This is a genomic window from Bradyrhizobium sp. USDA 4503 (assembly GCF_054055815.1).
Window position 1 is genome coordinate 7,793,834 of record NZ_JBSRXS010000001.1, and the last position, 11,639, is coordinate 7,805,472.

At 57.4% G+C, this 11,639-nt stretch carries 8 protein-coding genes and 1 pseudogene; 4 read left to right on the forward strand and 5 right to left on the reverse strand.

Annotation, left to right across the window (positions count from 1 at the left end; all coding sequences use genetic code 11):
• Positions 1–7 precede the first annotated feature (7 nt).
• Complete coding sequence (gene istA, locus ACVMIH_RS36885) at positions 8–1,531, reverse strand: IS21 family transposase (protein ID WP_456865219.1); 1,524 nt, start codon at positions 1,529–1,531, stop codon at positions 8–10.
• Between the two features lie 1,340 nt (positions 1,532–2,871).
• Positions 2,872–3,366, reverse strand: coding sequence for an avidin/streptavidin family protein (locus ACVMIH_RS36890; RefSeq protein ID WP_456865221.1), 495 nt, complete (start codon positions 3,364–3,366; stop codon positions 2,872–2,874).
• A 1,679-nt stretch (positions 3,367–5,045) separates the two neighbouring features.
• Between ACVMIH_RS36890 and ACVMIH_RS36895 the strand changes: the two genes are divergently transcribed.
• Positions 5,046–6,023, forward strand: coding sequence for a TauD/TfdA dioxygenase family protein (locus ACVMIH_RS36895; protein ID WP_456865223.1), 978 nt, complete (start codon positions 5,046–5,048; stop codon positions 6,021–6,023).
• Between the two features lie 563 nt (positions 6,024–6,586).
• Positions 6,587–7,681: a KamA family radical SAM protein gene (locus ACVMIH_RS36900; protein ID WP_456865226.1), complete on the forward strand. Its 1,095-nt coding sequence runs from the start codon at positions 6,587–6,589 to the stop codon at positions 7,679–7,681.
• Between the two features lie 150 nt (positions 7,682–7,831).
• Here the strand turns inward: ACVMIH_RS36900 and ACVMIH_RS36905 are convergent, their stop codons facing one another.
• Together ACVMIH_RS36905 and ACVMIH_RS36910 are read right to left on the reverse strand one after the other, a co-directional pair.
• Positions 7,832–7,984 carry a hypothetical protein gene (locus ACVMIH_RS36905; RefSeq protein ID WP_456865229.1) on the reverse strand — a complete coding sequence of 51 codons (153 nt, stop codon included), beginning with the start codon at positions 7,982–7,984 and terminating at the stop codon, positions 7,832–7,834.
• 316 nt (positions 7,985–8,300) lie between these two features.
• On the reverse strand, positions 8,301–8,726 hold the full coding sequence (locus ACVMIH_RS36910) for a GNAT family N-acetyltransferase (protein WP_456865232.1): 426 nt from the start codon (positions 8,724–8,726) through the stop codon (positions 8,301–8,303).
• Between the two features lie 548 nt (positions 8,727–9,274).
• Between ACVMIH_RS36910 and ACVMIH_RS36915 the strand changes: the two are divergent.
• Positions 9,275–9,445, forward strand: a pseudogene (locus tag ACVMIH_RS36915) (IS66 family transposase); the annotation flags it as partial.
• Between the two features lie 265 nt (positions 9,446–9,710).
• On the opposite strand, the gene ACVMIH_RS36920 reads toward ACVMIH_RS36915, so the two are convergent.
• Positions 9,711–10,736, reverse strand: a complete 1,026-nt coding sequence (locus ACVMIH_RS36920; RefSeq protein ID WP_456865234.1) for an IS110 family RNA-guided transposase — start codon at positions 10,734–10,736, stop codon at positions 9,711–9,713.
• A 35-nt stretch (positions 10,737–10,771) separates the two neighbouring features.
• Between ACVMIH_RS36920 and ACVMIH_RS36925 the strand changes: the two genes are divergently transcribed.
• Positions 10,772–11,401, forward strand: a complete 630-nt coding sequence (locus tag ACVMIH_RS36925; RefSeq protein ID WP_456865237.1) for an IS66 family transposase — start codon at positions 10,772–10,774, stop codon at positions 11,399–11,401.
• The last annotated feature ends 238 nt before the right edge of the window (positions 11,402–11,639 follow it).

The following is an 11,639-nucleotide window of genomic DNA, read 5'->3' on the forward strand; positions in this document are numbered from 1 at the left end:
TTCCCTATTAGTGGTAATAGTCCGAGCCTCTGATGTTGGTGTGTAGGATCGGCTCGCGCTCGGGGGACGTGGGCGTTGCAACGCGATCGAGCCCCTTCTCGAGGATCGATTTGACGCTCGGGTAGTTGCGAGCCTGGATCTCAATTGCGCGCAGCGCGGCCGCCTCGAGGCGCTCGGCGCCAAAGCGCTTCTCAAGCCGGATGATCCCCAGGCACGAACGATAGCCCTGTTCGGGATGCGGCCGATCCTCGATGATCCGGTCGATCAGCAGGCGCAGCATCGGGCCGATCCGGCTTGCCTCGCTGCGGATCTTTGCCGGCGTCCACTCGCCATAGCGCCGGTGGCTTGAGGGCATGTGGGCGCTGATCGTCGTGTGCCGCCCGTTGCCGCTGCCGCGCATATGCGCGGCAATACGCTCGCCCCCCAGGAAGATTTCAATCGTTTGCGCACAGATCCGCGCTTCTACCTCGCGACGGGCGAAGCGATAGGGCACCGAGTAGTAGTGTCGTTCGACCTCGACGTGATAGTCGAGCCCGACCCGGCATCGGCGCCATTCGGCATGGACCCACGGCTTGCCGGGAAGCGGTTTAAGATTCGGCGCGTCAATTTCCTCGAACAGCTGGCGCCGTGTGCGGCCATACTGGCGCAGCACCCGTCCGTCATTGAGCTTGGCCAGCCACTCGGCGATCGCACCGTTGAGTTCGGCCAGGCTGTAAAAAGTTCGGTTGCGCAGCCGCCCCAGCAGCCAGCGCTCGATGATTCCGACGCAGGCCTCAACCTTCGCCTTATCTCTCGGGCGACGCGGCCGTGCCGGCAAAATCGCCGTGCCGTAATGCTGCGCCATATCGCTGTAGCTGCGGTTGACCATAGGGTCATAGAGGCAGGCCTTGATCACCGCGACCTTGGCGTTGTCGGGCACCAGCAGTTGCGTCGCGCCTCCAAAAAAGCTGTAGGCCGCGTTATGTCCCGCGATCCAGTCGCCGAGCTGCTCGGTCCACGTCGCCAGCGCGAACGACAAGCTGGATGCGCCCATGACCGCGACGAAGATGTGCGCGTCACGCACCTCGCCAGTCTTACGGTCAACCACCGGCACCGTGTCGCCGGCATAGTCGACAAACAATTTCTCGCCGCCGCCGTGGTGCTGGCGCATCACCAGCGGCAGCCGGCCTTCCCAATTGCGGAACAAGTCACAGAAGCGGCTGTACCGGTACCCGTCCGGATGCTCTGCAATGTACTCGTCCCACAGCACCTGCAGAGTCACATGCTTGCGCTTGAGCTCGCGGGCAACAACGGACCAGTCAGGCTCGGCCACCTTGCGACGACCGGGCTTCACGCCAGGCACCCCGTACAGCAGTTGCTCCAGCTCGGCGTCGCTTGTCGCTTCCGGGACCGGCCATGCCAGACCCGCGCGCGCAAACCGCTTCAGCGTGTCACGTACCGTCGTCGGTCCGATGCCGACGCGCTCGCCAACCACGCGCGTCGAGAGCCCAGCCTCAAGGCTCAACCTCACAATCTCGCGCATCTGGCGCATGATAACCCTCCTCGTTGGCATCCAATCCTCCCAGCTGCTTCCAGCCGGAGAATTGGCCCAACGATCGGGCCTCACACCATCCGAAACTGCGCGCGATCAAATCGGAATGCTGCGCGGAGAATGCTCGGAATGCTGCGCGCGATCATCTCGGAACCCTGCGCGCCATCAAGTCGGTACGGTGCGCACCATCATCTCGGAATCCGCATCGCATGCGGTGAAATCATTCGCCGCTCTATTGGAGGAGACATTCTATGCTCGGCTCCGAAATGACTGCTTGCCTTCGTCGCGTTCTGGATGAGGTTTGTAAGGGATTGCCCCCTCACGAGACCGGCACCAGAGCGCACGTCGCTTCCAAGATTTTAGAGGCCGCCTCTCGAGGTGAGACGTCTGTCGAAGTTCTCCGGCAAGTTGGCCAGAACGCCTTGACCAGCGCTCCTTCAATGTGGCCCCCAGCAAGGTTCTCGTCGGCATTCACCGGAAGGTAGCGGTGCCCGCGAACCTACCGGTTCAACCAGGATTAAGCACGCCGATCCGGATCCGTCGGCAGGATGCTCGCGGAACTGGAAGCATTCACGGAACGCGCCATCTGGGAACGGATCAGCGACTTGCGTCGGCGTCACATAAGGAAGTCGTGTTTAACGCGACAAGGTGCAGGCTTCCGGAGGGGGGACCGCGTGCATCCGCTATTGATCAGGCTACTCCGGGAATAGCATGGACAGCTTCCGGGCAGACAGGACGACCAGCTCGAGTGCAGCATGGCTATTGTGGCCGGAATAATATAGCGAATACTGGCAAGGGGCTCAAAAGCAAGAAGATCGATCCTGACCATATGCCCTCAAAGATCAGGTCCATCGATCAACTCTGTCGACCTGTCACACCGAGTAGAACCGCAATTGTGAGATCAGCTGGGCCTGTGCTGTGTTGGGTCCAACCAAATCAAGCAGAATTATGGATGTCGGACAAGAAATTCTCCGGGACGCGTTGAGAGGAAGCGTAGCGGTCGAGGGCGAGCGAGATGAGTCATTTAACGTGTTGCGGGTAAACCTGATTGGCAAGGCAGCCCGAGCGGTGCTAATTGGCAACAAGAAAAGGTCGCCAAGGCCACTTGCATCTCGCGGCCTGCGCGATCCTGCAGCTTTGGCAAACAAGCGTACAAGCGCGGCGGCACGCTGCGCATGAAGTCGGTGAGCCTCGGTGAAGGCGCGTAAATGACAAGCGATCAGCAGTTCACGCATATGAACCGGACGGATCGTTCCCGCCGGTCGCATGTTCGCTTGCGAACCATTACATGGCTGTCTGCTTCAGTATTTGGGATCGAGCTCGCCAAGTGGAGTTTGATGTCACTTCGAGCCTTTTTTCGTGTTCGAGAGTTTCTCGCCTGCGCTGCTCTCAGCCGCCGCGCCGCCACTGGATAGCAATTTCGCCTTGTCGCCCGTCTTGAATGCGAAGGTGTCGGCGCCGGCGCTGATGCCATTCCATACAACCGGCTCTGCAAGTGAGAGCAGCCAAAGCCCCTGAAAGCCAGAGGCGCTATTGAGCTGCCCCGTCCAAACGGTGGTCGAGCCGCATCCAGCGAAGTTCACGGTGAAACTGATCGCTGTGCCTTGATTGGTCTGAGCAAGCCAGCCGCTTACTGCTTGAGGCACACCTTCGTCGCAGCTGTTGCTTGCATTATTCGTGTAAGTGCCGGAGATTGCGCCTGTGTTCTGGTTGAAGCTGTCGACGCTCAGCGTTGAGCCATATTGGTTGGTCCAGGTCCAGATCGGTTGCGCCTTGGCCGGAGACAGCTGTAACGCTCCAAAGCACAGGCATACCAAAGCCATCCATCGCGACATTCTAAAAATCTCCTGTGACATCGTCCACTTCGCGGAGCTCCGTAAGGAGCCAATTATCCATGAAGGCACCACTCAATTTTGTAAGAACCTCCATAAACGTCGTTCCACAAATTGTGCTTCGCTTCCTGCTGTTCTGCTTCGCGAAGTGCTTCCCCGAGAAAAAGACGTCATTGCGTGTAGCGGTTACCAGCTCAGTGTCGGCGCGATGAAGAGACGCGGGACAGGCACTGCGCGGTGCTCGCGCATCTACCCATGGAAGCAATGCTTGAGTCATTTCCCTTTGTGACGGACCTTCGGCTACTAGATCGGCTCAGTTGCGCGTATTTTGCTCCATGGCTCGGCCGTGTGGCGGCTTTGTTTTGCTGCTGGCGCATTCTTTCATCGCTTTGTCCGGAGAACGTGCATTTTTGTTGCGTGTGGCCTTGCAGTTGTCGCTCGGGAAGGGGCGGACAGGCCGATCATTAAGAATTATCTTCGCTTACGACCTTAACTGAGGTTGCTTGAGCGTCGACCTGCCAATAGGGGTGGGGTGGCTAATAGAGCGCAGTGAATTTGAGGCAGCTCTCTAGATCCTGACCTAGCGCTGCATAGTTGCGGCCCCACTCGAATACGGTCGGAGGGCCGGGCAGACATTCGCTCCACATGGCGCACCCGACGACGTCTAGCGGGGGTGTATCTGCGCAGCACATGGATATTCACGCTCGAAATCAAAATGGCTATGTCTCGGGGGCTCGAACTGAACGACGCTAACGTCAGGTTGACGGGTGCCATTTCTATTCGGCCAGGCAAGAGCCGAAGAAAAATACCGCCGCGGGTCCGGTTTGGCGCGCTGTGGCGCACGGTATTCCTGCTTGGTCGGCACACTATTTCTATTCTAAGTGGTAATCCGCGACCGAGCCCTACGGTAGCAAAGACGCAAGTCACGGCCGAACGACTCAATCACGGTCAGGTACGCAGATTCCGCAAATGGTGGGATTGAGTCAGTTGTTAAACTGCAATTGCGGTTGCAAAGCTCATGCTTTGCGCGTCGCTCATAATTCAGAGTCGACATGACAAGTTGATGAAAGGTGCGCGCATTTAAACAACTCAAAGCCGCAAACTAAAGATTGTAGACACGCAAAAGTGGCGTTATATGTATAAACAATAACAGATTGTGATAGCTCACTGTTCAATGAGTGCAGATCGCCGAATAATGCATTCGTTTATTTGTCGTGCGGATGAGGCCATGTGGATCGCTTCAGTGGCGTATCGACCGTCGTGTCAAATATCTTTCAAGGCCTCGTTCGGCGACGAGCGAACCTTGCTGAGGATCGGGGAAAGAAAGCTGGTTTCGTTTCATGGACTGGACATGGATTGCCTCTATGATTTCTGGCGTCCAAGCGAGGCTGTTGATCGACCTGCAAATCGATCCGACGGCGTTATACGCGAGTGTCCGTCAGTCGAAGCCGGACAGACGCGTGTGACATAGACCGCGGGGTTTTCGGTCCAACTGGTGTACGCCCGCAGAGGGAATCAGAGCGTAAAATGACGGTGATCCATATCGCAAATCCTGTTTGGCTCGTTGCGCGGCGTGGATCAGGCAATTCGGATGCGCGTCATCAAGATCGCTCGTCGACTCGCCAAGCATCATCACCAATCTCGGGGGCTTTGTTTAGACATCCACAGAGAGAGGCGCCGTCGTGAGTAGCAATGTGATCGCTGATAACGTCATTCCCCGAGCAGACATCGTCAGGCATGCGGAGCGTCTCGGCGCCGAAATCAAAAACGTTGCGCTATCGGACCGCTTGCCAGACGAGGTCATCAGAGCCATTAAGCGGCTGCTGCTTGAGCATAAAGTCATCTTCTTCCGTGATCAGGGGCATCTCGATGATGCCCAGCAACAGCGTTTCGCCGTTCGCCTCGGCTCGCTGATACCGCATCCCATAATGCTGGACACTAACGAAGGGATGACAATCCCGGAAACGCTCCCTGATCGCTGGTATCGTTATGTCCAGCAGATGAACGATGACGACGCCTTCAGTGCCGGCCGTCCTAAGATCTCAGTGCTGCGAGGTGCCGCGATTCCGCCTTTTGACGGTGACATCGCCTGGTCGAGCACTGCGGCTGCTTACCTTGATCTTCCCGATCCCCTGCGGATGCTTGCCGATAACCTCTGGGCTGTGCGTTGCGCCGCATTCGATTACGCTGCGGCGGAAGGCGTCACGGAAACTGACAAGAGGCGGTTGGACGACGTATCCACCGGAACGATCTACGAAACGACAAATCCGATCGTTCGCGTTCATCCGGAGACCGGCGAGCGCATGCTCTCGCTAGGCGGTTCCGTGCAGAATTTTGTCGGCTTGCAGCGTTATCCCAGCCAAAGACTGTTTGAACTGCTTCAATCCTATCTTACTGCGCCGCAGAACACCCTGCGCTGGAACTGGAAATCAGGCGACGTTGCAATCTGGGATAATCGCGCGACTGAGCGGTACCGCATCAATGAAATCGGCAGTCCTCATCTGGCCATGGGCCGGCTTGCGATTGATGTCGGTTTGCCCCACATAGGCAGGCTGAAATCACGGGCCGCTGAGGCTGCTAGCAGGGGCCGCACGTCCGGTCCTAAGACGCTGACGGTTCAATGGAACCCATCGAGTGTCGTGAGGAGCCGAACCTTTTAGGGTTTGTTGTAATCCCGCCAGAGCGGCCTGGCCGGCGCGAGCGATCTGCTTATTCAAATTTCTGAGAAGGCGTGAGCAGCCTGCGTGTGAGAACGCCAGCGTGCCACAATACGGGCCGACTGTTGCGACGCTCACTGTGTAGGTAACGAAAGGATGGAGCGGTCGTGGCCTGGTCGAGAGGCGCTACTCGGTAAAATTGCGACGTCTCACTACTGAAGGACCTCCGAATTGGGGGCCTCGGCAGTTCAGCGCCCTGATCATCGATGAGGGCTCAAACGTATCCTTCGCAATCAAGGATAACGTCCACCCCGCTTATGAAGGGCGGCGATCGTGTTGTACGCGCAGTAACGGCGTAGGCGCGCCTGTCGCATATTTTCGGGCCCGCTGCTGAGTGCCATTCTCGGCGTGCCGATATCTGGCGAGTACGACGGTGCCTCTCTCAACTGCCGAGTCTGATAGTCCTTACCACACCAGGTAGGTATCGACCCACTATTGATGCTGTAGTGTAGATAAACAGATCGTAGTGGATCAAATGCGCTGATCAGGACAGACGAGGTGTCGCAATGAAAACCATACCTGATGCGCTGGATTGCAGAGCACACGTACTGAAATTCATCGAAGAAACGCGCGTCGTTAGCGAGAGCGAACTGCAAATCAACAACATCACGCCTTATCATGTCACAAAGTTCTATCGCGAGCAGATCGCCAAGAACGGGTACTACGATCAGTTGAAGCGTATTGTGGAGCCCTCGGTCGAGGAGTTCGAGAGCCCAGGCACGTTGGATACGAGCGGCGAGCACGACAACACGGTCGTTCCAGGATTGCAGCACAAGTACCCGCAGACCGGCCTGTTGCTGGTGACCGAACGCTGCGGTTCATATTGTCGCTATTGTTTTCGCAAGCGGATCGTAGGCAAGGCGTCCGACGAAGTCGCGCCTGACTTCGCTCGGATCGCGCAATATATTGCGCGTCATCCTGAGATGACGAACGTGCTACTATCGGGAGGTGACCCGTTCGTGCTTAGTACGGCCAAACTCGACAGGATCCTTGATCACCTGCTGCCTATCAAACATTTGAGGTCGATCAGATTTGGCACGAAAATGCTGGCTTATGAACCAAGGCGGTTTGAAGATTTCGCTCTGGCGGCGCTATTCGAGCGGATTCACAAGTCAGGTAAAACTCCAATAATCGTCACGCATTTCGATCACGTAGGTGAGATCTCGTCCGATGCTGAGCAGAACGTTCGTACTTTGCGAGCGCAAGGCGTGCAGTTCCTCAATCAGGCCGTGCTCCTCGCCAAAGTCAACGATGATCCCGAAATCTTGGCCGAAACGTTCGGCAAATGCCACGAAATCGGAGTGCGCCCTTACTACCTCTTCCAAGCCAGGCCAGTGAAGGGCGCATCCCACTTTCAAGTTGCACTCCGACGGGGAATAGAGATTGCGCGCGGCGTCAACCAGCGTCTCAGTGGCATCGAGAAGACATTCAAATACATTATGTCTCATTACACAGGAAAGATCGAAATATTGGATTTGGGAGGCGAGGGGCGCGTGTACATGCGATACCACCAGAACAAAATGTCCGAGAAGATCGGACGGATCTTTTCCCGGCCTCATGTCGAGGGGGCCTGCTGGCTGGACGATCTGTCAGGACGATGAGATCCTACCGCGCGCAAGGTTGATTACGAACTCGGAACGAGTACGGCGCGCCGGCTACGGAAATAGCGAGGTCGGGGAGTGCCCTCAGAAACAAACGTCAAGTAGAGCTAAGCGGATGTCCGCCACGAGCCTTGAGCATAGGGTGGGCCCCTACATATGCTTGTACGTGATCCCGCCGATCTTGAAGTGCGCGCCGCAAGCAATCAATAGCGACCGCCGTCGCGCTTTTGCTGGTTGATCCATTCCGACAACGTCTTTGGCGACGATCCTTTGCTCCGGCGTGGTGATGTCTTGGATTGTCACGCACAGCTTCCGCCGGACGGGTTCGCAGTATTTCCGTTTTGCAACACCCCTCAAGTCGATAGCGCGGCTGTGAGCAGAGCCAACTATGACCTTCCCGAATTTGCGATGCAGGCATTCTTTCGCCTCCTCTCGCGCTCAAAGGTTCACAAGAAACGGCATGCCCATGAGGATATTGGGAACAGATGAACTTGCGGCCACACGGTTTGCAACTGAGAATGATCGCCCCGGCACCAACTTTCGGACATACGGCTAACCAGCCCAGGATCATGTTGCGAAGGACTGGATACATAGCCCAAGAAGAGGATTGTGAAGCACGCTATGAGTGCGCTTCCAGGTTCTTGGTCATAAAAACGCGGAACGCTCCGGGGCGGTCGCAAGGCGTTCGGCCGAAGGCCTTCCAACCGTTCCGAGCGTAGAAATCAGGAAAATTGACAGTGTAAAGGAAGGCCGATCGGCAGCCGCGCTGTCGGCCCTCCTCTTCAAATGTCCTCAAGATCGCGTTTCCCAAGCCCTTTCCGCGTAATTGCCTTGGCAGAAAGAACGAGTCCAGGAACAGCAGTCCTACCGATGAAAGTCCTATCACACCGCCGAGAGCACGCTTAGTGTGAGTGTCCTGTAATACCACAGCAATGGGTCGGCTGTTGCCGTCGCCTGTGATGAGATCTGCGTAATCCTCATTGCCTCGCTCGATCGCCTGTACGATGGAAGAAGAGATTACGTCGGTTACGACGATGTCGGGCATTTTGGTTCCTTATGTAACTGACTGTTGCAAGAGCGTCGCAGCAACCTCGACCTCTGATGAGGTCGCGATCCCAGAAAAGCGCGAGCCGATCAAACTGGCTGGCGACGCGGCGAACCGATACATAGGTCTGTTGGTGGTACTCTCGCTATACACTCCTTTGTTGGTCCTCGGCCGGTCCCTTGCGCGCTGGTCACCGCGACAGCATCTCTTAAGGTAGCGAAGCGGATATGCGCGCCGGGGCATTGCGTTACCGCGTCTTAAGAGCCAGACGCGGGCATCAAAACCTCGGCGAAGTAAAATATGGGTCCATATTTCAGGCTTGCTCAACAGCGCTGGCCAGCCCAGTAGCTATTGGGGCGGCTTCCTCATCTGCGAGCGCCTTCCCGCGGGGCCGAATAAATGGCCGGTGACTGGAAGACTATATGGCGGGTTGCGGCTCGAAACTATCAGGGTCGATAGTGGACGTTTAGTTATTTGAGGAAAGCACGGCCGGGCGCCGGCGAGCCGCGGTTGGCTTACACATGAGCATTGCCCGTACTGTTGGTTCGCGGCTCTTTGCCGACGAAACCACTTTGCCGACGCTCGCTCCGGGCTCCGGATCGACAAAGACGGCCTACTTATGGGCCTATGCCAGGGATGACCGAACGTTTGGCCGCAGCAGTCCCCCGATGGTGGCTTATCGCTTCGAAGACAGCCGCTCCGGCGAATGCGCGGTCCGTGTGTGGACGCCCCAGTAAATGCAAGCAAAATATAACTTCGGAACAGGCATGTGGTCGGGTGCTGACGTGTGTCCGGCCTCGTGATGCGACCTCGACACGTCGCGGGCCCTTATGGAATGCGTGGATTGGATCCAATTCGGCTACGCGTGCTCGCTGGCATTCATCCACCTGTTGATTCTTCCAATCCCAGTCCCTGACCGATTGCCCATAACCCTCCGTTAGACCTCACCACATTTCCGACGTCTCTCGGCTTCTGGCCTTGCGTTTAAGCAGCGCCAGACGCTGGAGCTTGGTAAGCGCCACCGCGGACCATCAAGGCCCAGGCGATACGCGCCATTTTGTTCGCTAGAGCGACCGCGATCAGCTTTGGTGGCTTCTTCGAGAGCATTCTCGCCAGCCATGATCCTGCTGGTGATCCATAGCATCTTGCCCATCGCACGACGGCGGTCGCGCCAAGCACAAGGAGGCGTCGGAGATCTCGCCGGCCCATCCTGGAGATTTTGCCGAGCCTATCCTTGCCCCCAGAGGAAGTCTGTTTGGGCGTGAGACCAACCCAAGCCGCAAAATCGCGCCCCTTGGAAAAGGTCTCCGCCGACGGCGCCAAGGCCTCTATCGCTGTAGCGCAGATCGCGCCGATTCCCGGAATGGTCATTAAACGAGAGGCGACTTCGTCCTGTCTCGCGCGCACCCGCAGTCCCTTCTCCAGCTCTGCAACCTGCTCCGACAGAGATTCCACATGCTTCAACAGATTCTGGCAAACGCTGCGAGCCAGATCAGGCAGGTCCGGATATGTTGCCAGGAGCTCAGCCAGGCGGGGGATATGTCTCACGCCCTGAGCCACGATCAAGCCGTATTCCGCAAGATGCCCGCGCAAGGCATTAATCGCCTGTGTACGCTGTCGAACCAAGAGATCACGAACCTTGAACGCCATGGAAGAAGCTTGCTTCTCGGCGCTCTTGACGCCGACAAAGCGCATCGTTGGTCGAGACGCGGCTTCGGCGATCGCTTCGGCATCCGCTGCATCGTTCTTCTGACGCTTAACGAAGGGCTTCACGTAGGAGGGATGAATCAGCCGGATATCGTGGCCGAACTTACCGATCTCCCGTCCCCAATAATGGGCGCTGGCGCTGGCCTCCATCGCGACCATACACCTTGGCAACTTGGCGAAAAACTCAAGCAATCTGCCACGGTTGAGCTTCTTACGCAGAACGGTCCTGCCATCCTGTCCAGCGCCATGGACCTGGAACACGTTCTTGGCCAAGTCCAAACCAATGATGCTAACCTCGTCCACGGACGTCCTCCTTACCGGGTTTAAACACCCACATCTTGGCACAATCGATGCCGTCGGGGGGCGTCCACTCCATCAGCTATGCCGCCTATAACAAGCTCGCGCGATCCGATCGCGGCAATGATGGCGTCACATTGGCTGGCTGCTGGTCACACTGCCGGCGCAAGTTCTACGAGTTACATGTTGCAGGGAGCTCAGAAGTGGCAACGGCGACGGTCGAGCGGATGGCGAAGCTTTGGCAGGTCGAGAAGACCGTGCGCAGTCAAAGTCCCGACGCACGCGTCGCCGCGATCGTCGCAGATCTCTTCGACCTCTGGCAGCAGACCTTGCGGCGGATCTCCGGCAAATCAAAACTGGCTGAGGCGATCCGCTATGCCGTCTCGCGCCGCGCCATCTTCGAGCGCTTCCTGGCCGATGGCCGCATCGAGCTCGACTCCAACATCGTCGAACGCGCCATCAGGCCACAAACAATTACGAGAAAGAATAGTCTCTTCGCTGGCAGCGACGGCGGCGGACGAACCTGGGCGACCATCGCAACACTGCTGCAGACGGCGAAGATGAACAACGTCGACCCGTTCGCTTGGCTAGCCCTAACACTTCAGCGTGTCGCCAACGGATGGCCGAGCAGCGAACTCGACGCGCTTATGCCATGGAACCACGCCGCCTGACGGCCTTAGCTTGCCGCTTACGCTGCATTTCGTGTCCGATCTGTGACAGCGGCACAAATCCGGTCAGGTTCAGGACCCGACCACCTTGCGGCGTAAAGGCTTTCAACGCGCTACTCAGGCACTCAATGCGTGCCGATGATCCTGGCACGGCCATTGCTTTGAGACGCTGCGACCCCGATTGCGGCTTGAGTGCACGCAAACGGGCTGGAAGAGTGCTCTCATTCACTTAAACCGGTGT

Coding starts and splice junctions, on each gene's coding strand:
- istA (WP_456865219.1), bottom strand. CDS start 1,531: ATGCGCCAGATGCGCGAGATTGTGAGGTTGAGCCTTGAGGCTGGGCTC.
- ACVMIH_RS36890 (WP_456865221.1), bottom strand. CDS start 3,366: ATGTCGCGATGGATGGCTTTGGTATGCCTGTGCTTTGGAGCGTTACAG.
- ACVMIH_RS36900 (WP_456865226.1), top strand. CDS start 6,587: ATGAAAACCATACCTGATGCGCTGGATTGCAGAGCACACGTACTGAAA.
- ACVMIH_RS36910 (WP_456865232.1), bottom strand. CDS start 8,726: ATGCCCGACATCGTCGTAACCGACGTAATCTCTTCTTCCATCGTACAG.